This is a genomic window from Pseudomonas sp. P4_B4 (genome assembly GCF_056402255.1).
The window spans coordinates 149,993-175,625 of sequence record NZ_JBFUHS010000002.1 but is presented as its reverse complement, the minus strand read 5'-3'; the positions used below and the strand labels follow the sequence as shown (position 1 = coordinate 175,625).

Genomic DNA, 25,633 nt, shown 5'->3' with positions numbered 1-25,633 from the left:
CTTAATAGGCTTGCCCGTGGCTTGGGCGCAAATGGACTAATGCAAATGTCGCAGCTTTTTATGAGGCTGGCAGAAATTCCATTACTGCTCAGCTTCTGGGGGGCGCAAGGTTATGGGGAGTGGTTGATGATTACTGCCTTACCCACTGCATTAGCACTGAGTGATGGTGGACTAACCAAAACCGCACAGCGTCAAATGACCATGCAGATAGCTGGCCAAAATGAAGAGGGGGCCATCACGACTTATCAGAGCACATGGATCACTCTCCTATTAGTCTCTGTCGTGATGCTCGCAGGGGTTGCAACGGCAACATATTTGTTTCCACTAGCTGAATTATTCAAATTCACCACAGTAAATAACAGCACACTATTTTACGCAACTGTTCTTCTAACAACCCAAATAGCAATTATGTTTCAATGTGGCTTGCTACGCGGCGCCTTTACCTGCCGAGGCAACTACGCCACTGGAGAGATGTATCAAGTACTAATATACATACTGTCATTTACTGGAATGAGCGCCGCAATATTATTCGGAGGCAATGTGACAACCGCAGCAGCGGGCATGGTCATCGGCACATCCATTGGCGCACTATGCATGTGGTTTAACCTAATATCTCGAGAAAAAAAAATTCGCCACGGAATGAAAAAAGCGTCATTTACAGAGATGAAGAAACTTTTTTTGCCTTCCATATCCAACCTTTCCTTTCCGCTAGGCGATGCAATAAACATACAAGGTTCAAGAATATTAATAGGCTTGATATTGGGACCTTCTTTTGTAGCGGGCTTCTCCTCTCTGCGCACACTATGCAGAGTTGCGCTTCAACCACTCCTTGCAATATCAAGAACAATCGAGCCTGAGATGGCAACTGCTTACGGCGCAAGCAATCATGAAGCTATTAAAATACTCTTAATCAAAGGTAGCCAAGTAATATTCTGGCTATCACTTATCGCATGTGTGGTATTGATAGTCTTAGGACCCACAGCTTTCAATTTATGGACTCATGGAGAACTAGCATTTAACTGGCCAGTATTTCTACTTCTAACAGCATCGTCTTTCGCCGGGGCTTTTTGGAGTGTTGGCATAATGGTCCCGTGCGCAACTAATAGACACATGCACATATCAAAGCTTTACTTAGCAATTCAGATTGCAGGTTGTGGAGCTCTGATATATCTAATACCAAACCTGGGCGAAGCAGGAGCAGCATTAGGCCTCTTAGCAGTTGAAGTAATCATTTGCATTGCCGTCATGATCACAACATCCCGAATGTTGGACTTATCCATCACTAATTGGCTCAAAAAAACAGCAACACCAGTAATTGGTGATCTTGCAAAGCTCATGAAATAAAAAACGCAGAACATCAAATAATGCAAACCATATTAAACTTCGCTTTCTGCCTCATCATCTCAATAACTTCAATTTCCCTATCCATACATATACTTAAAAAGGTCGTTTCGACCCAGCTAGTGGATTTGTGCTAGGCTTTTGTTACTTCATTGGCGCCCCTATCACACAACTGCTTCTGTTGGGGGAGATCAATGATGCCCAAATTGGACTGCCGGCACTTACCATCTCTAGCAAGACGTACCTTTTTGCATATCTATTTTTAGGCTGCCTCGCAACAGTGGCAATCTACTATTTCCCCTATCACAAAAAGAAACTCGCCTCACGATTCTTGGCCGTAACAGACAAAAACCTTGCCAGCTATTACAAGTTCATCTTATTTACATATGTTACTCTCGCAACCTTTACGTTTATCAGTTCCGGCAAAGCTGCAGGCGGGCATTGGATGGAAAACAATCACGAACTTTACTCTTCGAGCACAGCCGCCGTTATCTCGGGAAACTTTTATAATGTTCTACGCGTTATAATTCCCGGAATAATCCTCTACTGCCACTCAAAATCTATCGTATCAAAAAAAACCGCGACTATTATATTAATCATCTTCTCTGCACTCGAACTAGTCATCTCATCGAACAGAATAATATTGCTCTTTTCTTTGATCGCTCTTGCGGGCACTTACAGAGTTCAGATGAAAAGATTCATACTCATCGCTGTTCTTATGGCCCCACTACTTCTTGAGTTCAACGCGCTATTCCCTATGATACGCGGCTTGATGTGGAGCGAAGGTGCGAGTTTAGAGCAAACCAAATACGCTATTGAAACCGGCTACAGCACTGAAGACACGTCGGAAAGTAAAATTGGAAAGACATTCAACTCTGCCTTTGAGTCTTCAAACATACTGGTAATGCGTTATGCCTTGGAGAAATACCAGAGGAGTGAAAACTACCTTCTAGGAGAAACAATATACATTAAATCTCTAATTTTTTTCTTACCGAAAACATTATGGGAAAACAAACCCAGCAGTTTCAATGCGCGCATGGGTTACGACATATCAGGCTCAAACGTTTTATCTTTAAATTCGACACTACTAGGAGAAGCCTTCGGCAACTTCTCTTGGTTCGGCGCTTTTGTTTATTTATTTAACGCCATTGTATTTTGCTCTGTATTGCTACTTCCCAAGGGACGTATATTAACATACGCAGGTTTTTTTGTAGCATTTGCCTCATGGCGATTCGAGTTCTCATTCCTTGCGATTTCAATCTTCTCAATTGTTTGCATTACAGTTGCATTCAACGCATATCAATCTTTAGCAAAGCGCTTGATTATCAGGAAGAAGCAGCAAACAATTAATTTTATCAGTAAGCGTGAAAAAACGAGTCATCGATCTCAAACATCAGAAAGCAACCCGGTTCTACACGATTAGCCACAAGCACGCTAACCTGATTAATATTTCAACCTAGAGATCTATGCTTGCTCATAGGCAAGCACTAGAGTACTAACTATCTAAATATTGCTGGCCATCCACCTCCTCTTACAGTACATAGTCGATTATAATATGCCAGACCTAAAACAATCACAAACACACAACAAAGACAACTCCAGCAGAGTAGCCTTTTGCTATCACTTCTTTCCACACTACAGGAAAGGCATCATTGAGAAAATCTACAAAGAGCTCCCAGCAACATTTATTGGAGACTCAACTGGTGTCGAAGGCATTAAAATATTTCCGTTTCCAAGTAATGTACACTTCATTCCGGCCAAGTGTTTTTACATCGGCAAACTAATGATTCAGCCGAGGCTATTATGGGACTCGCTGACCGGCAATTACTCTACCTATGTGTTTTTAGCTAACCCAAATCACCTCACCACGTGGTTAGCCGCAGGCATTTGCCGCCTAAGAAAAAAAAGAGTTGTTTTTTGGGGACATGGCTTTAAATCTTCGGAGCCGAACAAAAGTAACATAATCAGAAAATACTTTTTCTCACTAGCTCATGCTTTTTACACATATGGTTTCAACGCAAAAAAAAATGCGATCAGCCTTGGCTTTAATGCGAAGAACATATACGTAGGTTTCAACTCACTCGATTACGAATCGCAACTGGTCGTCAGAAATAAACTGACTTCCACACCAATTAAATATAGCGCATCACCAAACAACTTAACTATTTCATGTATATCACGCCTTACATACACATGCCGTTATGACATTCTTTTTGACGCTATTGTCCAAGCAAGAAATTCGTCCAATATCATTTTCAACGTAGTCATTATTGGTGACGGACCAGAACGCTCCACACTTGAAGCCAAAGCTAAAGAGCTATCATTGAGCGTTAATTTTCTAGGATCCATTTACGAAGAACAAAAAATTGCAGAAGTTCTCTACCAATCAGATGTAACAATTTCTCCAGGCAAAATCGGGCTTACAGCAATGCATAGTCTAATGTACGGGACGCCGGTTATTAGCCACGACGACATCGTTAGCCAAATGCCAGAGGTTGAAGCCGTAGTTACAGGTTTTACTGGAGAGCTTTTCAAAACAGGTGACACTGAACATCTCGCCGAAATCTTAGCTTCTTTCCCATCTCGTTTTCCCAACAGAGATCAAACACGTAAGAACTGTTTCGCTATGGTCGACCGCATTTACAACCCTTCAAAACAGATCGAGATCTTGAAAATGGCCATAAATAATGTTCCAGCTTCAAATGGAGACGAAGCATTTACATTATTCGAAGAAGGTGCAACCAAATGAAACTCCGCGAGACAATACGTTTTTTACGTAGAATCTACTGCCGGCTAAGATTCGGTTTACGCTCAGTTCATCCGACTTTTCTGGCATGCACTAACTCGTCAATTTCAAAAGATTTAGTTGCAGGCGCATTCAGCTTTATAGGGCCAAACTGCGAGGTCGGCCCCGGAGTATCCCTCGGAGCATATACTATGCTCGGCCCCTCAGTAAAAATTATTGGAAATGATCACGTATTCGACATACCAGGAACTCCAGTGATTTTCAGTGGCCGTCCCGAATTCAAAGAAACCTGTATAGGTCGGGATGTATGGATTGGCGCAAACGTTATAGTGTTGTCTGGAACTACGATTGGTGACGGGGCTATCGTAGCAGCTGGTTCCATCGTCACAAAAGACGTGAAAGCATTTACCGTTGTTGCTGGTGTACCAGCCAAACTCATCAAAGACAGATTCAAATCGACTGAAGATGAAGTTTTCCATCTAAAGCAACTAAATAGCGAAATCTACCACGGTAATTATGCTGATAAACTCGGCATATAATACAGTTAAAAAGAGCTTTAGCATGATTATAAAAGGTAACGATCCTTATACGTCAGCATCATTTTCTCTAATGCATCGCGTAAAGCGTCAAATCTGGAACATGGTTTGCCTACTACTTTTTAAACCTAGCCCTCGCCCACTACATGCATGGCGCGCGGCCCTGCTTCGAATCTTCGGCGCGAAGATTGGGAAAGGTGTACATATTTATCCTGGCGCTAAAATATGGGCCCCTTGGAATCTAGTAGTTGCAGACCATGTTGGTGTCGCTGATGGTGTAACCATTTATAATATGGATATAATTCGTATTGGCAGTTACAGCGTGATTTCTCAAGGTGCACACCTGTGTGGAGGGTCCCACGACTACAACAGTCCAAATTTCCAACTTTATGCAAAACCTATCACTTTAGGTGCGCATGTCTGGATTTGCGCTGAAGCGTTCGTCTCACTGGGCGTCAACATCCCGGATGGCGTAGTTGTAGGAGCCCGCTCTCTAGTAACCAAAAGTATTCTAGAACCGTGGACCGTTTGTGCGGGTCACCCAGCCAAGCAAATTGGCCAGCGCACAAGGAATAAGTAATGAAAGCGGAATCTGAACATCGACAATACCCGGACCTATCTGCAATCATTCTGACATTCAATGAAGAACTGCATCTTGAACGTGCTTTAGCGTCAATTAGCGGAATTACAAAAGAAATTTTTGTTATCGACTCGTTTTCTACTGATCGCACGACCGAGATTGCTCGCGCCCATGGTGCAATTGTACTGCAAAATAAATTCATCAATCAGGCTAAACAATTCCAGTGGGCGCTGGATAACGCACCGATTTCAGGTGAATGGATACTACGTCTGGATGCAGACGAGATAATCGAATCTGATCTGGCAGCCGAGATAGTACAAAAGCTTCCAGCACTCGCCCCGGATGTTGTCGGCATTAATCTCAAGCGCAAACATATATTTATGGATCGCTGGGTCAAGCATGGTGGCCGCTACCCCTTGGTCATGTTGCGTATTTGGCGTAAAGGGCACGGTCGTATTGAGAATCGCTGGATGGATGAGCATATTGTTATCTGGGGCGGACGGACCGTGACCTTCGAGGGTGGCTTTGCAGATCACAACCTCAATGATTTGACTTTTTTTACTGACAAACACAATAAATATGCCACGCGTGAAGCTATTGAAATCCTGAATCAACGTTTGAACTTTTACCCTCGCGATCATTCAGTGACAACAGAGAGCACATCATTACAAACAGCGGCAAAATTTTTTATTAAAGAACACATATACAATCACATACCTTTTACCATCAGTGCCTTGATGTACTTTGTATGGCGATATATTTTCCAACTAGGATTTCTTGATGGCCGTTCAGGTCTTATATACCACTTCCTCCAGGGGTATTGGTATCGATTCCTAGTAGGTGCAAAAGTGATGGAGCTGGAACGCGCCATCTCTCACTTAACAAACAAACAAGCAATTACTGAAGAACTCTCTCGATTAACTGGTCATTCGTTAATTCCAGAGCAACCGATTTAAGCATTGTAATGAACTCTTTCCGCACCATTTCCAAATTATTGAACACACAGGATATATCACTATGAAAAAGCGCGCTCTAATCACCGGTATCACAGGCCAGGACGGCTCCTACCTTGCAGAGCTTCTGCTGGAAAAGGGTTATGAAGTTCACGGTATCAAACGCCGCGCTTCCTCATTCAACACCCAGCGCGTAGACCATATCTATCAAGACCCGCATGTCAATAACCGTAACTTCGTTCTGCACTATGGCGATTTGACTGACTCTTCCAACCTGACCCGCATCATCCAGGAAGTACAGCCGGACGAGGTTTACAACCTTGGTGCGCAATCCCATGTAGCCGTCAGTTTCGAGTCGCCGGAATACACCGCAGATGTGGATGCCATGGGTACATTGCGTATTCTGGAAGCAATCCGCTTGCTGGGTCTGGAAAAGAAAACCCGCTTCTACCAGGCCTCGACTTCCGAACTGTACGGCCTGGTGCAGGAAACGCCGCAAAAGGAAACAACACCTTTTCACCCGCGTTCGCCCTATGCCGTAGCCAAAATGTACGCTTACTGGATTACCGTTAACTACCGCGAAGCCTACGGTATGTACGCTTGCAACGGCATCCTGTTTAACCACGAGTCGCCGCGCCGTGGCGAGACCTTCGTAACCCGCAAGATCACTCGCGCCCTGGCCAATATCGGTCAAGGCCTGGAGCAGTGCCTGTTCCTCGGCAATATGGATGCACTGCGTGACTGGGGCCATGCCAAAGACTACGTGCGCATGCAGTGGATGATGCTGCAACAGGACGAGCCGGAAGACTTTGTGATTGCCACCGGCGTGCAGTATTCGGTACGTGACTTCGTACGCTGGTCCGCCGCAGAACTGGGCATCAACCTGGAATTCGTCGGCGAAGGTGTGGATGAGCACGCGATTATTGCCAGCATCGAGGGCGACAAGGCTCCGGCGCTCAAGGTTGGCGACATTATTGTCAAAGTAGACCCGCGCTACTTCCGCCCTGCCGAAGTTGAAACCTTGCTGGGCGACCCGACCAAGGCCAAGCAAAAGCTGGGCTGGACCCCGGAAATCACCGTGCAGGAAATGTGCGCAGAAATGGTTCGCGAAGACCTCAAGGTCGCGCAGCGCCATGCCCTGCTCAAAGAGCACGGCCATGACTTGCCGGTGGCTACGGAGAACTGAGTATGGCCCGTGAGTTGAACCAGAATATCTTTGTCGCCGGCCATCGCGGGATGGTCGGCTCGGCCATCGTCCGCCGCCTGCAGGCACTGGGTTATACCCGTATTGTGACTGCCGGGCGCGACACCCTGAATCTGCTGGATCAACAGGCCGTGCAGGCCTTTTTCCAGGAGCACAAGATCGATCAGGTGTATCTGGCGGCGGCAAAGGTGGGCGGTATTCAGGCGAATAACACCTACCCGGCTGACTTTATTTACGAAAACCTGATGATCCAGGCCAATATCATTCAGGCAGCGCACCTGAACGATGTACACAAGCTGTTATTCCTCGGTTCGTCATGCATTTACCCCAAGCATGCCGAGCAGCCGATGCGCGAAAAGGCCTTGCTCACCGGTACGCTGGAGCCCACCAATGAGCCCTATGCGATTGCCAAGATCGCCGGGATCAAGCTGTGTGAAAGCTATAACCGTCAGCATGGCCGTGATTACCGCAGCGTAATGCCGACCAACCTGTATGGCCCGCATGATAACTATCACCCGCAGAACAGCCATGTGATCCCTGCCCTGCTGCGTCGCTTCCACGAAGCGGTACAGCGCGGCGACGAAGAACTGGTGATCTGGGGTACCGGTACGCCGATGCGCGAGTTCTTGCATGTGGACGATATGGCCGCGGCCAGCATCCATGTGATGGAACTGGACGATGCCACTTATCAGGCCAATACCCAGCCGATGTTGTCGCATATCAACGTTGGCACCGGGGTTGACTGCACTATTGGTCAACTGGCTAAAACCATTGCCGAGGTGACCGGTTTTACAGGCAAGCTGACCTTCGATACCAGTAAACCGGATGGCGCTCCACGCAAGCTGATGGATGTGTCACGCCTCAAGTCACTGGGCTGGCAGGCCAGCATCAGTCTGGAAGACGGGCTCAAAGATGCCTATGACTGGTATGTCACTAACGTGCAACAGGCGCGGACACACTGATGAAGATCCTGCTCTACGGCATCAACTACAGCCCCGAGCTGACCGGTATCGGCAAGTACAGCGGTGAAATGGCTGCCTGGCTGGCCGCCCAGGGGCATGAGGTGCGGGTCGTTACAGCCCCGCCTTACTACCCGGACTGGAAGGTCTGGCAGGGCTTCAGCTCCTGGCGTTTTAACAAACGCCAGGAGGCTGGTGTCACCGTCATTCGTTGCCCGCTGTATGTTCCGGCCAAGCCGACAGCTATTAAACGCTTGCTGCATTTGGCCAGTTTTTCGCTGTCGTCGACCTTAGCCATGCTGGCCCAGTTACGCTGGAAGCCTGAATTGGTGATCCTGGTCGTGCCAACGCTGTTTTGCGCCCCCCAGGCACTGGCGCTGGCCAAGCTGACGGGCGCCACTTCGGTGCTGCATATTCAGGATTACGAAGTGGATGCCCTGTTCGGGCTATCCATTGCCAAGGGCGAGCGCCTCAAGCGCTGGGCGTTTGCTGTTGAGCGGGCGGCGCTACGGGCATTTGATCGCGTGTCGACCATCTCCAGTGGCATGTTGCAGCGGGCGGCAGAAAAAGGCGTTGCCAAAGAGCGGTTGAGGTTCTTTCCCAACTGGTCCGAAACCGCCCGTTTCCGCAATGTGCCACGTGATGCAGCACTGCTACGCAGGCTTGGCGTCGATCCTGACAAGCGCGTACTGCTTTACTCCGGCAACATTGGTGAAAAGCAAGGCCTTGAATGCGTGATCGAAGCGGCACAACGCCTGTCAGCGCGAGCCGACCTGGTGTTTTTGGTGGTGGGGGAAGGTGCAGGTAAAGCCCGATTACTGGAGCTAAGCCAGCAGTACAACCTGCACAATATTGTGTTTGCGCCCCTTCAGCCCTATGACCATCTGCCTGCCTTGCTGGCTTCGGCCGACTGTCATCTGGTGATCCAGAAACGCGGGGCAGCGGATGCCGTATTACCGTCCAAGCTCACCAATATCCTGGCGGTAGGTGGCAATGCCTTGATTACCGCTGATCCTGACACCAGCCTGGGGTTGCTGTGCTCGGAGTACCCGGGTATCGCCACCCTGGTGGAGCCTGAATCGGTCGAAGCCTTGATCAAGGGTATCGAGACCGTTTTAGCCATGCCGACACCCAATGTGATTGCTACTGGCTATGCCTGCGAGTTTCTGGATAAAGACCAGATATTGAACCGTTTCCTGACCGAGATTTAAATCATGTGGCTCAGCAACGAACTGTTTCGCAGCGTTGTCGATTCAACACCCTTGATCTCCATCGATCTGGTGGTTCTAAACAGCAAAGGCGAATGCCTGTTGGGGCAACGGCTTAATCGGCCAGCCCAGGGCAACTGGTTTGTACCCGGCGGACGCATCCTTAAAAATGAAACCCTGGATGCGGCCTTCAACAGGCTGACCCTGGAAGAGTTGGGCGCGGCCAGTCAGCGGAGCGACGCCCGCTTGTTGGGGGTGTATGAACACTTTTACGCTGACAGCGTGTTTGCGGCGCCCGGGCAAGGTCCGGACACCCACTACGTAGTACTCGCTTACCAGCTGGTTCTGGGTGTAGACGATATATTGCACCCCCCTTACGCTCAGCATGATGCCTATCACTGGTGGTCTCAGGCCGAGATGCAGACCTGTGAGCAAGTACATGCCAACACACGTGCTTATCTCGATGCACTGCGATAACTTTTAAAGCATACAAAGGAATATGAACATGCTCTTTCCGATCATCATGGCCGGGGGGTCGGGCTCCCGTTTGTGGCCGTTGTCACGACAGCTCAATCCCAAACAGTTTCTGCCGCTGGCCGATGCTGATTTTTCGATGCTGCAGGCCACTATTCAGCGCCTTGAAGGGCTGGGCGCCGAATTGCCGCGGCTGATCTGCAATGAACAGCACCGCTTTCTCGCTGCCGAGCAATTGCGCCTGTTGGGGCTAGAGAAAGCTGGCATTTTGCTGGAGCCGGTCGGCCGCAATACGGCACCCGCCATTGCTCTGGCAGCCTTGCAGGCCTGCAGCGAAGCCCAGGATCCGATCCTGCTGGTACTCGCGGCTGATCACCTGATCAAGGACGTGGGCGCTTTCCAGGCCTGTATCCAGACTGCCTTGCCCTTGGCGCAAGATGGCAAGCTGGTGACGTTCGGTATTGTTCCGACCCATGCGGAAACAGGCTACGGCTATATCGAGCAAGGCGCCGACGTGGGTATTGGCGGTTTCAGGGTAAACCGTTTTGTTGAAAAACCCGATCTGGTAACAGCACAAGAGTATCTGGCCAGCGGCAGTTACTTCTGGAACAGCGGCATGTTTATGTTCCGCGCCAGTCGCTACCTGGAAGAACTGGAAAGTTATCGCCCGGATATTCTGGCCGCTTGCCGTGCCGCGCTGGCCGGTGGCTCGCAGGATATGCACTTTACCCGTGTCGACGAAGCCGCCTTTGCCGCCTGCCCGGATGACTCGGTGGACTACGCCGTGATGGAAAAAACCGCCGATGCGGTGATGGTGCCACTGGATGCAGGCTGGAGCGATATCGGCTCCTGGACTGCGCTCTGGGATGTCAGTGACAAGGACCAACAAGGCAATGTGTTCAAGGGTGATGTGCTCAACCAGCAGTCACGCAACACCTATGTGCATGCGGACAGCCGTCTGGTTGCCACTGTCGGCCTGGATGACTTGGTGATTGTAGAAACCAAGGATGCGGTACTGGTCGCTCACAAGGACCATGTACAGGATGTGAAGAAGATCGTTGAGCAATTGAAAAGCGGCTCGCGCACTGAACATATCAACCATCGCGAGGTCTATCGTCCATGGGGCGTCTATGACTCCGTGGACAACGGCCATCGCTATCAGGTCAAACGTATCACCGTAAAACCGGGCGCCAAACTGTCGGTACAGATGCATCACCATCGTGCCGAGCACTGGATCGTTGTCAGCGGTACTGCCAAAGTGACCAATGGCGACAAGACCTATCTGGTCTCGGAAAACCAGTCCACCTACATCCCCATTGGCCAGGTCCACGCCTTGGAAAATCCAGGCGTCATCCCCCTGGAACTGATTGAGGTGCAATCCGGCTCTTACCTCGGTGAGGATGATATCGTGCGCTTTGAAGACAAATATGGCAGGGCGTGAAGCCATTACTGCATGGGTGACTTCCATGAGGTAGAAACGCTGTGAACATTCGAATGGCGCTGGTCCAGCTCTATTCAAACAGTTCTCGCTGCAATACATATTGCAAAAAAAGACGTGACCTAAGCTTCAATTTTGGCGCTGGCAGGCAGGCAATCCGCAAGGTTATAGCCAATAATTCTATTGATCACTCCCTGGGTGAAAGATCAAGCGAATCATGAGATCTGCACTACATAACCAATAACCACAGCAGGTCAGTGGAGATGTTAGAAAACGTCGGCAACTTCAGGTGCCCTGCGCAGGTATTCTAAAAGTGATATTGCAAAGATGAATGCCGATAAAGTGATCACTGGAGTGTCACGCTCGGTGCGCCCTGCTTCATCACGGTGCTTCATGCCGAATGCTCAACGTTCGTAACCTCGCACTTACGCGCTCGAGTTTTACCGCCGATACAGACGATCTATCAAAAGGAATTTCCCATGAGCAAATTATTTGTTTCCGCGCTAATGCTTTCTTTAAGTGCCTCCGTATTAGCCGCTGAGCCTCCCGCAGCGTCTTCTGCTCCAGGCACACCTGCAAAACCCGCAGAAAACGCTCCATTGAATCTGAACACCCCTCTCGTGGGCAGTCTGACCACAGGGACTGCTCTCGGCATCGGCGCTGCGGTTATAGCCGGAGCCGCTGCGCTGTCATCCAGTGGTGGCGGAAGCAACAATGACGGCGGCACTACTGGCACTACTGGCACTACCGGGACCACCGGCACCACCCGCTAAGCCCACTGCCAGATCGATCGCCCTCAACCCCCCGGAGTAATCCAGGGGGTTGGTTTTGATGTGTTCCCTCCACAAGTGTCCTCAATCATGATTCGTAGTTTGTCGCTCGCTGTGCTTGCAGGTGTTGCCCTGCAAGGCTGTATGTTCTCACCCGGTCAACACCTGGATACCAGCCAGATCGGCCGTGATGGCTCACCGGAAAGCAGTCGGATCGAGTTGATTCCGATAACGCCCAAACTGATTGCCCAGAACGCGGCGACAAAAGTGCAAGCCTCGGTGCCCGCCGAGTTGTTGGCGTACAAGCCGGGGGCTTACCGGATTGGCGCCAATGATGTGTTGTACATCACCGTGTGGGACCATCCTGAGTTGACTGCGCCATCGGGTCCGCAACAGCAAATTGATGCGAACGGTCGCCTGGTACGCCCGGACGGCACCATGTTTTACCCCTATATCGGCAATATTCAGGCCGCCGGTAAAACCATCGAGGAGCTGCGCGGTTTTATTGCCGAGCGCCTGACACAATACGTCGACAGCCCCCAGGTTGACTTGAGTGTTTTGCGGTTTGCCAGTCAAAAAGTCGTTATTTCCGGTGCCATTTTGAAAGCCGGTCAACAACCCATTACCACTTCGCCGCTCAGTGTCGTCGAAGCCATGGGTACTGCTACTGTCGATCCATTGAATGCCGACCTTGCCGGCCTGACACTGACCCGGGACGGACGTGAGTATCCGCTCGACCTGGACTCGCTTAACAGCAAAGGCTCGCAGTTGCATAACGTCTATTTGAAAGACGGCGATCAGTTGTACCTGCCCTACAACGACCGGAAAAAGATCTACGTCATGGGTGAGGTCAGCCAGCCTCGGGCGCTCACGTTCAAAATCAATCGGATGAATCTGGCGGATGCGATCGGAACGGTCGGTGGACTGAACCAGGCCACATCCAATGGCAATGCGCTGTATGTCATTCGAGGTGCCGAGAACCTTGAAACCGAGCCGGCAAAAGTCTTTCAACTGGACGCCGAATCGCCTACCGCGTTTGCTATCGCCAGCCGCTTCGATCTGCAACCCCAGGACATTGTCTACGTCGGCCCTGCAGGCGTGACCCGCTGGAACCGCTTGATCAGCCAGTTGCTACCTTCGGCCGTTATCCTGGGTACCGGAGCAGCGGCCACAAACAATCTCAGTGAAGCCAGCAGTCGATAAGGTTTGAGCCGCTTTGAAAACTTTGCGTAACAGCTCATGCCTGGCGGTGGGATTACTGCTGTGTGGCTGTAATCCCTTGATGCAGGCGTCCCTGGATACCTTTAAAGCCGCCACACTGGGCACCCAGCCGCTGGAAGTGACTGCGGCGCAAGTGGAGGCCGTGCCCTATGCGCAGATCAAGGTCACCACCGACGCCAGCGAAGGTGTATTGGCCAAGCTACGCCAGCAGGGCGACCTGGAGTTCTGGGTCGCCTCCGGCAAACAGGTGTTGTTGATGCGCGACGGTCTGGTCGTGCGCAGCGTCGGCCTGGGCATCAATCTCGATGGCACGCGCTTCGACGGCGAGTCGCCGTTCAAGCTTGGCTTGCAGCGATTGCCCGATGGTTACAGCAGTACCCGCTGGATAGATGTCTATCAGGGGCCGCGGGTCGGAATGGTTGTTAACAGTCGTTTCAGTCGCAAGGCCATCGAAACCGTCACCATCCTGGACAAGGACTATGCGCTGCTGCGCATAGACGAACGCGTCGACATACCCGAGCTGGGATTCAAGGCCACCAACCGTTTTTGGGTCAGGCCTGACGATGGCTTGATCCTGCAGAGCGAACAACACCTTACGCCGGAACTTTTCTTGAAGATTGTGCAATTGCGCCCTGACCGGGAGACGGCTCGGTGAGATATTCGAAAACGCTGTCGGCTTGCCTGTTGCTGGCAAGTTCTGCGATGACTCAGGCCGCTGTCACGGTCACGGGTGATGTAAAAAACGCCGGATCCTTCGCGTTCGTGCCAGGTGCACGCTTGCTCGATGCCGTCAGCCAGGGACGCCCGAACGCCGAAAGTTACTGGCTGGCCGCCGCCTGGCTGCACCAGCCACTGTTGGAGCAGCAAGTCCGCCTTAAAGCCGGTGTGCTGTTCGATCTGAAATTGCTGCAACGTGGGGCCTTGCTTGAAGAAAAAAGCAGCCTTGCGGCCCTGGCTGCGCGCCTGTTTGAAGAGGTCAGCCGACTACCCGTTACCGGCCGGAAAGTCGCGGTGCTCGACCCCGTGGCGCTGGAGGTTGCGTTCGCCCGCAATTACTCGCTCAGTGACGGCGACCGGCTGATTTACCCTCTACGCCCGACTACGGTCACTGTCCTGGGCGCAGTTGAACAGCCCTGCACGCTGCCTTATCGCGCCCTGCAGCCAGTCCAGGAATACCTCAACAGCTGTCTGCCGGTGACCGACGCAGATGCCGATTACCTGTGGTTGATTCAGCCCGATGGCCAGGTCAAGCGAGTCGGCAACGCCGCCTGGAACCGCGAAGACGGGGTGTTTGCCGCCGCAGGCAGCACAATTCTGGTGCCCGTGCGCAACGATGATCCGGACCTGCCCACACCCGACTTGAACGAGCAGCTTGCCCAGTTTCTCGCCACCCAACCGCTGCCCGAGGTGGCCCCTTGAAGTTACGTTTCGCCGCCGTAGTGTTGTTGCCCTACAGCTTGGCTCATGCTGAGCCGCGTTTTACCCAGAATGATTTCGGTGGCGTGGGTTTGTTGCAAACCCCCACCGCACGGATGGCACCCGCCGGCGAATTCAGCCTGAACGCCAACCGGACAGACCCATATTCGCGCTATAGCATTTCAATACAGCCCCTTGATTGGCTGGAAGGCAGTTTTCGTTATACCTCTATCAGCAACCGTAAATACGGGCCCGAATCATTCAGTGGCGGCCAGAGCTATAAAGACAAAGCTGTCGATGTCAAAGCCCGCCTCTGGCAAGAAAGCCACTGGTTGCCCGAGGTCGCGCTCGGTTTTCGGGATGTCGGGGGCACCGGCCTGTTTTCCAGCGAATACTTTGTGGCGAACAAACGTTACTACGATCTGGATCTCAGCCTGGGCGTTGCTTGGGGCTACATCGGTAACCGCGGGGATTTCGAGAACCCGCTGGGGTACCTCGATGAGCGCTTTGATACACGCCCGGGAGGCACGACCGCGGGCGACGTCAATACCGGCTCGTATTTTCGAGGCTCGCCCGCGTTGTTTGGCGGTGTGGCCTATCAGACGCCCTGGGCGCCCTTGAGCTTGAAACTCGAGTTCGACGGTAACGACTACAAGCACGAGCCGCAAAACAATAACCAGGAGCAGGACTCGCCCATAAACATCGGGGCGGTCTTCAAGCTAACTGACTCTGTCGATTTGACCGCAGGTTGGGAGCGCGGCAACACCGCGTTGTTCGGCATCACCTTTCATACCAATTTCGCCAGCCGCAAGGCGCCAGCCAAGCGCTACGACCCCGCTGTCGAAGCGCTGCCGGCACACGAGCCAGCCACGCCGCTCGATCAGGTCGACTGGGCGGGGGTTTCCAAACGGCTGGAAAACAACGCAGGTTATAAGGTCGAGCGTATTGCTCAGCGCGATTCCGAGCTGATTGTGTATGGCGAGCAGTCGCGCTATTTCTACTCAGCCAAAGGCGTGGGCCGGGCCAGCCGGATTCTGGACAACAGCGCGAATGACGACATCGACTGGTTCACGATGGTGAACAAGCGTTACGACATGCCTGTGGATGAAGTCAGTGTGCCGCGCGACACCTTCCGGGCCGTGGTGAACAACCAACAAGACCTTACAGACCTGCACCGCACCACCGAATTGAACCGGGCCACGCCACACATTGAAAACACGCTGTACTCCCAGGCCCTCGAGCGTTTCACCTATGGTATCGGCTTGGGTTACAAGCAAAACATTGGCGGCCCCGACGGCTTGCTGTACCAACTGACTGCTGATGTGGACGCAGAATACCGCTTTACCCGCAATACGTGGACGAGCGGGGTCATCAGCACCAATCTGCTGAACAACTTTGACAAGTTCACGTACGACGCGCCGAGCAATCTGCCCCGAGTGCGGACCGATTTGCGCAAGTACGTCATCACCTCTGACGTAACAATGCCGACATTTCAGCTCAATCATGCCAAGCAACTGGATCAAGACTTGTTTGGCATGGTGTATGGCGGTTATCTGGAGTCAATGTTCGCCGGGGTCGGCGGTGAATTGCTGTACCGCCCCATGGGCGAGCGCTGGGCCTTGGGTGCTGATTTGAACTATGTACGCCAGCGTGACTTTGACCAGGGTTTTGGTCTGCGCGATTACAAGACCGCGACCGGTCACATCACCACCTATACCGAACTGCCTTTCGAATTGYAGGCGGCGGTCAGTGTCGGACGTTACCTGGCGCGCGATTGGGGTGCCACGTTCGATCTGTCGCATGAGTTCACTAACGGCGTGAAGTTCGGTGGCTGGGTCACCCGCACCACGGCCTCCACAGAAGAGTTCGGCGAGGGTAGCTTCGACAAAGGTATCTATATCTCGGTCCCCTTCGACGAGTTGATGAGCGTTTCCACGATGCGTCGCGCCAACCTGGTCTGGGCTCCGCTGACCCGCGATGGTGGCGCGCGTCTTAACCGCCAATATTCGCTGTACACAATGACCAATGGCCGCGACAAAGATGCGTTCTATAAGAACTTTGAGAAAATCACCGAATGAGTTCGTTATTCCTGGGTGTCACACAACTTTCCCAATGGATACGCACGCTGTTTTTCATCAGCGTTAGTCTGGTTTTGCTGACAGCCGCTTTGCGAGCGCAACCGATTCCCGAAGCCTTTGCCCAGGAAGACAAGCTGCATCACCTGGTTGGTTTTTTCGCGTTGTCTTTTAGTTGCCGGCTGGCCTTCCTGCGGGTCAAGGCGCACTGGATCGCCTTGGGCTGTCTGCTGACGGGGATCCTGATCGAATATGCACAAGCACTGATGCCGCTGCGCACGGCATCACCTTACGACGCCTTGGCCAATGCCGTCGGTGTGTTGATCGGCTTGATTGCGTGGCGTTGGGTGCAGCCCGTCAAACAGTCCGCCGGGTTCCCAGGCACTTAAGACCATGGCTTCGTTCGTGCGCATAGCGAGAGTTGGGGGGCTCTGCCTATTGGCGGGGGCATCTTAGTGCTGTCCGCAGTAAATGACGGTTTCTCTTATACATTGGAATAAAGGACGCTTCTATGATCCGTAAATGTCTGTTCCCTGCTGCCGGCTATGGCACGCGCTTTCTGCCTGCCACAAAGGCCATGCCCAAGGAAATGCTGCCGGTTGTGAATAAACCTCTGATCCAGTACGGCGTAGAGGAAGCGCGGGATGCAGGTCTTCAGCATATGGCGATCGTTACCGGTCGAGGCAAGCGGGCCCTGGAAGACCACTTCGATATCAGCTACGAGCTGGAACATCAGATTCGCGGTACCGAAAAAGAGAAGTTCCTGTTGGGCACTCGGGAGCTGATGGAGACATGCACGTTCTCTTACACCCGCCAGGTAGAAATGAAGGGGCTTGGACACGCCATTCTCTCTGGCCAGCCGTTGATCGGTGACGAACCCTTTGCAGTGGTGTTGGCTGACGACCTGTGTTTGAACCTGGAAGGCGATGGTGTGCTGTCGCAGATGATCGCGCTCTATAAGCAGTTCCGTTGCTCGATCGTGGCCATCCAGGAAGTACCCAACGACCAGACACACAAGTACGGCATCATCGCTGGCGAGCAGATTCGCGAAGGTGTTTACCGGGTCACCAACATGGTTGAAAAGCCTAAACCGGAAGATGCTCCGTCCAATCTGGCCATTATTGGTCGTTACATTCTGACGGCCGATATCTTTGACTTGATTGCTGATACCGAGCCTGGCAAGGGCGGTGAAATCCAGATCACTGATGCGTTGATGAAGCAGGCACAAAGCGGCTGTGTATTGGCATACAAGTTCGAAGGTCACCGCTTTGACTGCGGCGGCGCGGAAGGTTATATCGACGCGACCAATTTCTGTTATGAAAACTTGTATAAGAAAGGCCTGTAAACGGTAATTCTTAGCTCTTGGGCGCCGCGTTTTTTGAGCGGCCATAAACCTTTTGCAAGGCAGACCAACCATGAACGCTTCCAGATCACCGATCGACTCTGTCTATAAATCGCTGGACCCTTTTGCACCGGGCAATATGGTTTTGGGGCAGAAGTTCACCGAGGGCAACAGTGGGTTGATGGCCTGGTTGCGGACATACGAAAGCGCACCCCCCTCGTCTGCCACTCAACCCAGGTTGCTGGTGGAACGCATCGGGCTTTTCCCCTCCTCCGGGGACATTCGATGTGCAGTCGGTAATCCGATTGCCGTACTGGCGCATCTTCGGTCGTTGTATGCCAGTAAAGCGCTGGATGTAGACGAGAGCGATGGCCTAAGCCTGACGTTCGCCGAATGGCGCTTCAAGATCCACCTCTCGCAGACCGAGCCCGAAATCGTGTTGAACGTTGAGAGTCGTGGTGATGTTGCACTGATGCAGTTGAAAACAGCAGAGCTGCTGGCCCGGATTGATGAGAAAAGCAGTATTGAGTCCTAGCCCCGCCCTCTTGTCAGGACTCAAAATCAAGCCAATCTCTATAACCGTGACGGCCCGTTAGAAGTGCGCCAATGAGGCTGCATAAAAGCCTTTTCCGCCCCTGACAGGGTCACTGCTAGCGAGCTCAATACCCCTCAGCGGTATACTTGGGAATGCTCGTACTCAGTAGAATTACCGCCAGCCCCTGCGCCAGGGCCGCGCGGGGAATTTTGCGGATTTCCTTTCTCTCCAGCCTGAAAAGAAATAAGCACGCCGCGGCTGAGCCCACAACCGCCCCGGCAATCGCTTCCGGCAGAGGATGAATCGTCTGCCCGACATACTCGACGCTGAACCACCAGGTCGACAGTAGCCCCGCACCCAGTGCCAGCCATCGAAGCCGATGATCCAGTTGGCGCAACAGCAAACTCAGGACAACGGTCGACACCAGGCAGGCATTCATCGCGTGGCCGCTGATGACCGCGATATCCAGGCTTTCCAGGCCGATTCCCCAGCCCTTGAACAGCACTTTACTGAGACCGACGACGCAATAGGCTGCGAACAGTACGCCTAGCCATAGGAGGGCGAGTTTTCTGGATGCCATGCACCATAACCAACCAGCGACGACCATGGCCGCAGGAAGCATGACGGTGATTCCGGCGTATTGTGCGATGTACAGTTTTGACACCAATCTACTTTCTCACGTCTCATGCAGTTTCCCAGTGTAATGAATACTGGGCGTGTGTTCAGTAGGTACAACGTTCATCGATCAACAAAGCACTTCAGACGATTCTCTACGACAGCCACCGAATAACTGGCGATGTGCATTGCCAGTCCGTCCTCTACCAGCGCATCCAGCAAAGCAGCTTGTGCGGCGAAGCGCAGGTCGAGGTTGAGTTTTCGAGAGGCGTGCATCTGATCGATCAGCACATGGGTCACTTGATAAGGGGTGTTGCCCCTCAGACGTCCCAGCCAGACGGGAATTTTTTTTGCGGTTTTGGATGGCCTGATACCCAGCACGCCCGTTGCCTTGTCCGAAGCGGTGTTTTTCGAAACCTCCACGATTTCTTCAAACACGCCGGTCAACTTTTTTAGTGCGTAGCCAAGCATCAGATCATCAAACGCATCCAAAAACATATACCTCTTCACGTTGTGAAGTTATTTCTACAAACACACATTCTCACTATCACATTACACTTTATTCCATATATGTACTGGACGTATTCTAACGATCAAAACCTCTTCCAAATAACATTACACTTGTTAACAGGGAGATAACTTTGTCGGGGTATTAATTGACCTTTTATAACAATTATTGAGCCCGCAACCGAACTATATAGACTTCAACGATATCGGTAATTACACGTAAGGCGCCGCGAGAGTTATCAGGGGACTCGGGAGTCGGATGATCCGATTGCCAGGCGCTAACCGTCAGGTCAGTTGAACCTGTGAGCCCGCCTGGCATCCTATTCCTCTATACGGCGCCCGACCTTTCAAACACCTGTTTTCAGGTTGTTGCCGCAGGGACCATCGATACACGTACACGCCCTTGAGTGGCTGTCAGCGCTCGGGTAATGTCATCAGACCCATAGGACAGAGCACGCCCATGACTTCCAAGCTGGAACAACTTAAGCAAATGACCACCGTGGTTGCCGACACCGGCGACTTCGAAGCTATCGCTCGCGTTAAACCCGTGGACGCCACCACCAACCCTTCCCTGCTGCTCAAGGCCGCGGCCATTCCTGCGTATGCCGGGCTGCTGAACGCCAGCGTCAATGACTGCAAGGGCGATGTGGGCCTGGCCAGCGACCGTTTTGGCGTGGCCGTGGGGCAAGAAATCCTCAAAGTGATCCCGGGCCGTATTTCCACCGAAGTGGATGCGCGCCTGTCGTTCGACACGGATGCCATGTTGAAGCGTGCGCATCGCCTGATCGAGCTGTACGACAAGGCCGGTATTGGCCGCGACCGCGTGCTGATCAAGATCGCGTCCACCTGGGAAGGCATCCGCGCTGCCGAGATCCTGGAAAAGGAAGGCATCCAGACCAACCTGACCCTGCTGTTCTCCTTCGCCCAGGCAGCCGCCTGTGCCGACGCCGGGGTGTTCCTGATTTCGCCGTTCGTGGGCCGTATCTACGACTGGTACAAGAAGGCCAACGGCAACGACTACACCGGCGCGGATGATCCGGGCGTGCAGTCGGTGACGCGCATCTACAACTACTACAAGGCCAATGACTACAAGACCGTGGTCATGGGCGCGAGCTTCCGCAATCTGGGCCAGATCGAACAACTGGCCGGCTGCGACCGCCTGACCATCAGCCCGGACCTGATCGACAAGCTGGCCGCGGATACCGGCAAGCTGGAGCGCAAACTGGCGCCAGGCCATGCCGGTGAAGCGCGCCTGAGCCTCAACGAATCGCAGTTCCGCTGGCAGTCCAACGAAGATGCGATGGCGACCGAGAAACTGGCTGAAGGCATTCGTCAGTTCGCGCGGGATCAGGAGAAGCTCGAGGCGTTGTTGCAGGCCAAGCTGTGATCTGAGTTGGTGTAATGCAAAAAGGGCGAATCCTCACAGGTTCGCCCTTTTTTGTGTCGCTCGATTATGTGCCAGATGATGGTTTAGAGAAAATGATCATTTGTGGCGAGGGGGCTTGCCCCCGTTCGGCTGCGCAGCAGCCGCAAATCTTGCTGATCGGATGCTACTGACACTATGAGGTGAATGGCCTTGGGGCCGCTTCGCAGCCCAACGGGGGCAAGCCCCCTCGCCACAGGTATATCTCAATCAATGGCGTTCGAGCGCATTCACCAGGTCATGGAAGGCTTCACGATTGGTGTCGTTCAGGCCCATGAGGATCTTGTGCGCTTCGAGCACTTTGATCCGCACCACTTCTTCGGACTGATCCTGGTCTGGCAGGTCGTCCAGGCATTCCGGGCATGGCACTGGCTGGTCAACGATGTTGAACACCTGCTCGAAGCCCATGGACTGCAGCAGACGGGTGATGTCTTCGTGGGTGGTGACGACGGTCGGCAGCAGGCCGACCTTCTGCCGCGACAGGATCGACAGCTTGGCCAGCAAGCCAAGCGTGGTGCTGTCGATGCTGCGGGTTTCGGTCAGATCGATCACGATCGTGTTGAAATTCAACGCGCTGAAGATCCGCTCAATAGTCGCATCCAACGCCGAACACAGGGTCAGGCGAACTTCACCGACGAACTTCAGGACGAAGGTGCCATCCTGCTCGGCGAACTGGATTCTACCGGTACTCATCAAAGATTCCTGCTCAACACCAACAGGGCGATATCATCCGGCATCTCCCCTAGCGTGGCCAATCCAAAAACCTGCCGCAGCCCATCCAGGGTGCCGCCCGCAGCCTTGACCCGTTGGGGCAACGCCGCCTCTTTTTCTTTGAGTGTGGGTTCTGGCAAAAGGTCCAGAATACCGTCAGACATCAGCGTCAGGCTGAACGTCGGTGGCAGTTCCAGCACGTGGTCTTCGTAGGTGGCTTCGTTGAAGAGGCCCACCGGCAGACCACGCCCTTCCAGATAACGAACACTGTCTGGCGTGTACAACACTGGCAACGGCAGATGACCGCCGATGCTATAGGTCAACAAACCGGTCTCCTCGTCGATGACTCCACCGACCATTGTGACGTGTTTACCCAGCTTACAACTGATCAGGCCCCGGTTGATATGACCAAGCACCTCTGAAGGCTTGAACTCCGGCAATGTGCCGCTGCGCTTGGATTCGAACAGCAAGCGCGTGGTCATGAACTTCAACAGCACGGTGACGAAGGCTGAAGAGGCGCCGTGACCGGAAACGTCCGCCAGGTAAAAGGCGACCCGGCGCTCGTCGACCCGGAAGTAGTCGACGAAATCACCCGACAGGTACAGCGACGGGATGATCTGGTGAGCGAATTTGAACTCGTCGATGGTCCAGGGGCTGACCGGCAGCATGTTCATCTGCACCTGGCGACCGGCGTTCTGGTCCTCCTGGAGCAGGTTCAGGCTGGCTTCGAGCTCGCGGTTGGCCTTCTCCAGCTTCTCGCGGTAGCGCTGGTTCTCCAGCAGCAGGCGCGCACGATCCAGGGCCCGGCGCACGGAGTGCTCGAGCACGGCCAGATCTTCGAGAGGCTTGATCAGGTAGTCCGCTGCGCCCAGGCGCAGGGCTTCGACCGCGTCGTTCATCACGCCCGCACCCGACACCACGATCACCGGCGTTTGCGGCGAACGTTCGGTCACCTGGCGAATGAGTTCGAGTCCGCCCATCTGCGGCATGCGCAGATCGCAGATGACCAAGTCGGGCTTGTCTTGCTCGAATACCTGAAGACCCTGCTGACCATTGCTGGCCTGCAAGACGCTGAAACCACTGTCTTCCAAATAGGCGGCGAGGCTCGCGCGCACTACTTCGTCATCATCGATTATCAGCAGCGTGGCACTGGTTTTTGGCATGTGGGCAAACGGCGCCAGAATTAGGTTGGCGTAGCAGGCGGGGACTTTGGCCCGGCACTGACTACTGGATTCGCTTTCTAGCCTCTCTGTCGCACCGCTTTCGGGCATTTGCCCTACACACATGTACGCCAGAGGTGCCCTTCTAAGGCGCAGACGGTACTCCCATCCGCGGGGCGTTTCAAGCTCACGCCGATGGTCGCTTGCCGTCTTTATTTGTCAAATCACTGAGAGTTATAAGAACAGGCAAATCCGTAACCCAATGGAAGGTTCCAACCCATGAGTCAAACCGCTCGGGACTGCAGCGAAAAGCGCGATTTTATCCGCCTGCAGGTCTTCACAGACAAAAAAGGCGGCCTTGATGGCCGCCTTCTCAATTTACCGCTCGAGGTTAAAAATCGTCTTCAACCTTACCGTCTTTTACCTTGAATTCACGGTTCTGCAAGTACGCATTGCGGATGAAGGTGTACTTGTCGCCGGTGATCAGCTTCTCGCTCGACAGCAGGTTGGCACGGGTATCGACGACGTCCAGCGCGAAGAACGAGTTACGCACCGGAATGTCGTTTACGTAACGATAAGCGCCGGTGTAGCTGTCGACGTACTTGGACGGCGCATCACGCAAGGTGCTTGGCCCCAGGAATGGCAGCATCACGTAAGGGCCGCTGCCGACACCCCAGTAACCCAGCGTCTGACCGAAGTCTTCGTCATTGCGCTGCAGGCCCATTTTGGTGCCGACATCAATGACACCCAGCAAGCCGAAGGTGGTGTTGAAAATGATTCGTGCGGTATCAACGCCTGCGGCGCGAGGTTTGACCTGCAGGATATCGTTGGCCAGGTTGCGCACATCGCCGATGTTGCGGAAGAAGTTGTGAACGCCGTCTTCGACAAACTGCGGCGTCACGTACCGGTAGCCCTGGGCCAGGGGTTTGAGCGCATAGGTGTCGATCACGTCGTTGAACTTGTAAATCGGGCGGTTGACGCTTTCCCAAGGATCATCTTCCGTGGCTGCCTGGGCAACGAACGGAACCAGCATCGCACTGGCGCATACACAAATCCTGGCTAGATGATTGCTCCAGCGCATAGAAAAAAACTCCTTGGTTTGTACTGGCTCGGGCGCCTGGCCCGGGCAATAAGTTGGCAAGTATAAGACGTAAACGCCGTTTAAGGCACTTTGCACGAAATCCACATGTGCCAAATGTGAGCGATTCACATCCATGTCACTCAACTGTCACCGTCGCCCGCTAGCCTTCAGGCTATTTCAGGGACGTCCACATGCCGCTCGCCGAAGCCTTGCCCCAAACCGCACCCCGCCTGACCGCCGTACTGTTCGGCCTGAGTGGCTGCCTGGTGGATTTCGGCGCACACACGCACCGGCATGGTAGCCACTCGGCTGAACATGCCGAGGCCACACCCGGCGCACTGGACAGCCTGCGCAGCTTGCAGCGCCAGCAAATCCCCTGTGCCTGGCTCGATGAACTGCCCCCTGCCCTCAGCCAATCCCTGGCCGCGGCGCTGCCGGAATGGATCAAACCTTCGCAACATCCAGCAACAAACACCCCATGGCCCGCCCCGAATGCCTGCTGGCAAGCCTTGATGACCCTGAACGTCGAGCGACTCGACGGCTGCGTACTGGTGAGCGGCGAACCCCGTTTGCTGCAAGCGGGGCTCAATGCCGGGTTGTGGACCATCGGCCTGGCGTCCTGCGGCTCGCTGTGCGGGCTGGCGCCCGAGCAATGGCAAGCGTTGCCCCCGCAGGAGCGCGACATCAAACGCGGCAAGGCGACGATGCAACTGTTCGGCCTGGGCGTGCATTCGGTGATCGATCACCTCGGTGAACTCGACACCTGCCTGGCCGATATCAGCTTGCGTCGGCTCAAGGGCGAAAAGCCCTGATCGAGATCATGCACGTTGCGCGCGAGTGGATTAATCTAAAGGTCAGGCATCGACCTTTGGCCCGCCGCCATGGTCTATGCCAGTGCCTATCGATTAAAGAAGGAAGAACGCCATGCCTGCCCGCGAACTGCAAGAACAGCTCAATGCCCTGCGCGAGCAATTGGAACAGAATCCTCCATTGTCCGAAGCCGAACGCGCCGAGCTACACGAACTGATGCAACAGATCGAGTTGAAGCTTGAGCTCGAAACCAAAACCCAGGATTCCAGCCTCGCCGATGGCGTCAACCTGGCCGTGGAACGCTTCGAACTCGAACACCCTACCCTTGCCGGCACCCTGCGCAACATCGGGCAGGCCTTGGCCAACATGGGGATCTGAACCCTCCTGATGCAAAAAAGCCCTGCTATCGCCAGCAGGGCTTTTTCATTTCTACGACTGGCAATGCAAATCCCCTGTGGGAGCGGGCTTGCTCCGGGCGGCGTTCCGACGAAGGCGGTTTCACATTCAACGATGATGTTGACTGACCCA

Annotated in this window: 27 protein-coding genes; 22 read left to right on the top strand and 5 right to left on the bottom strand. The window is 53.3% G+C overall.

Annotated elements, in window-relative coordinates; translation table 11 throughout:
* The first annotated feature begins 45 nt into the window (after positions 1-45).
* From AC1DVE_RS03060 to AC1DVE_RS02970, 19 genes are all read left to right on the top strand, one after another.
* A complete protein-coding gene (locus AC1DVE_RS03060) occupies positions 46-1,344 on the top strand; it encodes a lipopolysaccharide biosynthesis protein (protein WP_477783726.1) in 1,299 nt (432 codons plus the stop codon).
* 685 nt (positions 1,345-2,029) lie between these two features.
* Positions 2,030-2,764: a hypothetical protein gene (locus AC1DVE_RS03055; protein ID WP_477783725.1), complete on the top strand. Its 735-nt coding sequence runs from the start codon at positions 2,030-2,032 to the stop codon at positions 2,762-2,764.
* A 132-nt stretch (positions 2,765-2,896) separates the two neighbouring features.
* Complete coding sequence (locus tag AC1DVE_RS03050; RefSeq protein WP_223534917.1) at positions 2,897-4,090, top strand: glycosyltransferase; 1,194 nt, start codon at positions 2,897-2,899, stop codon at positions 4,088-4,090.
* On the top strand, positions 4,087-4,626 hold the full coding sequence (locus tag AC1DVE_RS03045) for an acyltransferase (RefSeq protein WP_223534919.1): 540 nt from the start codon (positions 4,087-4,089) through the stop codon (positions 4,624-4,626). The genes AC1DVE_RS03050 and AC1DVE_RS03045 overlap by 4 nt, the downstream gene beginning before the upstream one ends.
* Before the next feature lie 22 nt (positions 4,627-4,648).
* A complete protein-coding gene (locus AC1DVE_RS03040; protein WP_223534921.1) occupies positions 4,649-5,203 on the top strand; it encodes an LbetaH domain-containing protein in 555 nt (184 codons plus the stop codon).
* Entirely contained in the window at positions 5,203-6,159 is a 957-nt protein-coding gene (locus tag AC1DVE_RS03035) for a glycosyltransferase family 2 protein (RefSeq protein WP_477783724.1), read from the top strand. The genes AC1DVE_RS03040 and AC1DVE_RS03035 overlap by 1 nt, the downstream gene beginning before the upstream one ends.
* Before the next feature lie 61 nt (positions 6,160-6,220).
* Positions 6,221-7,342, top strand: coding sequence for a GDP-mannose 4,6-dehydratase (gene gmd / locus AC1DVE_RS03030; RefSeq protein WP_223534928.1), 1,122 nt, complete (start codon positions 6,221-6,223; stop codon positions 7,340-7,342).
* A 2-nt stretch (positions 7,343-7,344) separates the two neighbouring features.
* Complete coding sequence (fcl, locus tag AC1DVE_RS03025; protein WP_477783723.1) at positions 7,345-8,322, top strand: GDP-L-fucose synthase; 978 nt, start codon at positions 7,345-7,347, stop codon at positions 8,320-8,322.
* On the top strand, positions 8,322-9,530 hold the full coding sequence (locus AC1DVE_RS03020; protein WP_477783722.1) for a WcaI family glycosyltransferase: 1,209 nt from the start codon (positions 8,322-8,324) through the stop codon (positions 9,528-9,530). Before fcl ends, AC1DVE_RS03020 begins: the two co-directional genes overlap by 1 nt.
* 3 nt (positions 9,531-9,533) lie before the next feature.
* A complete protein-coding gene (locus AC1DVE_RS03015) occupies positions 9,534-10,004 on the top strand; it encodes a GDP-mannose mannosyl hydrolase (protein WP_223534934.1) in 471 nt (156 codons plus the stop codon).
* A gap of 28 nt (positions 10,005-10,032) precedes the next feature.
* A complete protein-coding gene (locus tag AC1DVE_RS03010; RefSeq protein ID WP_317848693.1) occupies positions 10,033-11,442 on the top strand; it encodes a mannose-1-phosphate guanylyltransferase/mannose-6-phosphate isomerase in 1,410 nt (469 codons plus the stop codon).
* 476 nt (positions 11,443-11,918) lie between these two features.
* A complete protein-coding gene (locus AC1DVE_RS03005) occupies positions 11,919-12,212 on the top strand; it encodes a hypothetical protein (RefSeq protein WP_477783721.1) in 294 nt (97 codons plus the stop codon).
* Between the two features lie 87 nt (positions 12,213-12,299).
* Positions 12,300-13,412, top strand: a complete 1,113-nt coding sequence (locus tag AC1DVE_RS03000) for a polysaccharide biosynthesis/export family protein (protein WP_477783720.1) — start codon at positions 12,300-12,302, stop codon at positions 13,410-13,412.
* 13 nt (positions 13,413-13,425) lie between these two features.
* Positions 13,426-14,085: a YjbF family lipoprotein gene (locus tag AC1DVE_RS02995; protein ID WP_317848694.1), complete on the top strand. Its 660-nt coding sequence runs from the start codon at positions 13,426-13,428 to the stop codon at positions 14,083-14,085.
* Positions 14,082-14,849, top strand: coding sequence for a capsule biosynthesis GfcC family protein (locus AC1DVE_RS02990; protein WP_411741676.1), 768 nt, complete (start codon positions 14,082-14,084; stop codon positions 14,847-14,849). Before AC1DVE_RS02995 ends, AC1DVE_RS02990 begins: the two co-directional genes overlap by 4 nt.
* The gene (locus tag AC1DVE_RS02985; protein WP_477783719.1) at positions 14,846-16,924 is read left to right on the top strand and encodes a YjbH domain-containing protein; all 2,079 of its coding nucleotides are present in this window, start codon (positions 14,846-14,848) and stop codon (positions 16,922-16,924) included. The genes AC1DVE_RS02990 and AC1DVE_RS02985 overlap by 4 nt, the downstream gene beginning before the upstream one ends.
* Positions 16,921-17,310: a VanZ family protein gene (locus AC1DVE_RS02980; protein WP_223534956.1), complete on the top strand. Its 390-nt coding sequence runs from the start codon at positions 16,921-16,923 to the stop codon at positions 17,308-17,310. Before AC1DVE_RS02985 ends, AC1DVE_RS02980 begins: the two co-directional genes overlap by 4 nt.
* Positions 17,311-17,432: 122 nt before the next feature.
* On the top strand, positions 17,433-18,266 hold the full coding sequence (galU, locus tag AC1DVE_RS02975) for a UTP--glucose-1-phosphate uridylyltransferase GalU (protein ID WP_223462655.1): 834 nt from the start codon (positions 17,433-17,435) through the stop codon (positions 18,264-18,266).
* A gap of 70 nt (positions 18,267-18,336) precedes the next feature.
* Positions 18,337-18,798, top strand: a complete 462-nt coding sequence (locus tag AC1DVE_RS02970) for a phosphohexomutase domain-containing protein (RefSeq protein ID WP_223543411.1) — start codon at positions 18,337-18,339, stop codon at positions 18,796-18,798.
* 124 nt (positions 18,799-18,922) lie between these two features.
* Here AC1DVE_RS02970 and AC1DVE_RS02965 read toward each other — a convergent pair whose 3' ends face one another.
* Both AC1DVE_RS02965 and AC1DVE_RS02960 read right to left on the bottom strand, forming a co-directional pair.
* Positions 18,923-19,420, bottom strand: coding sequence for a hypothetical protein (locus tag AC1DVE_RS02965; protein WP_477783718.1), 498 nt, complete (start codon positions 19,418-19,420; stop codon positions 18,923-18,925).
* Positions 19,421-19,536: 116 nt separating this feature from the next.
* Positions 19,537-19,911 carry a hypothetical protein gene (locus AC1DVE_RS02960; RefSeq protein WP_223533367.1) on the bottom strand — a complete coding sequence of 125 codons (375 nt, stop codon included), beginning with the start codon at positions 19,909-19,911 and terminating at the stop codon, positions 19,537-19,539.
* Positions 19,912-20,380: 469 nt separating this feature from the next.
* On the opposite strand from AC1DVE_RS02960, the gene tal reads away from it, so the two are divergent.
* Positions 20,381-21,307, top strand: a complete 927-nt coding sequence (gene tal / locus AC1DVE_RS02955; RefSeq protein WP_150758837.1) for a transaldolase — start codon at positions 20,381-20,383, stop codon at positions 21,305-21,307.
* 246 nt (positions 21,308-21,553) lie between these two features.
* Here the strand turns inward: tal and rssC are convergent, their stop codons facing one another.
* From rssC to AC1DVE_RS02940, 3 genes are all read right to left on the bottom strand, one after another.
* Positions 21,554-22,036, bottom strand: a complete 483-nt coding sequence (rssC, locus tag AC1DVE_RS02950; protein WP_008003418.1) for an anti-sigma factor antagonist RssC — start codon at positions 22,034-22,036, stop codon at positions 21,554-21,556.
* Complete coding sequence (gene rssB, locus AC1DVE_RS02945; RefSeq protein ID WP_056722032.1) at positions 22,036-23,217, bottom strand: two-component system response regulator RssB; 1,182 nt, start codon at positions 23,215-23,217, stop codon at positions 22,036-22,038. The genes rssC and rssB overlap by 1 nt, the downstream gene beginning before the upstream one ends.
* A gap of 388 nt (positions 23,218-23,605) precedes the next feature.
* Entirely contained in the window at positions 23,606-24,295 is a 690-nt protein-coding gene (locus tag AC1DVE_RS02940) for an MlaA family lipoprotein (protein ID WP_223454447.1), read from the bottom strand.
* Positions 24,296-24,486: 191 nt separating this feature from the next.
* On the opposite strand from AC1DVE_RS02940, the gene AC1DVE_RS02935 reads away from it, so the two are divergent.
* Positions 24,487-25,107 (top strand): HAD superfamily inactivated hydrolase PcrP, encoded by a 621-nt coding sequence (locus tag AC1DVE_RS02935; protein WP_223533366.1) that lies wholly within the window; start codon positions 24,487-24,489, stop codon positions 25,105-25,107.
* A gap of 112 nt (positions 25,108-25,219) precedes the next feature.
* On the top strand, positions 25,220-25,483 hold the full coding sequence (locus AC1DVE_RS02930) for a DUF4404 family protein (RefSeq protein ID WP_008053327.1): 264 nt from the start codon (positions 25,220-25,222) through the stop codon (positions 25,481-25,483).
* Positions 25,484-25,633 lie beyond the last annotated feature (150 nt).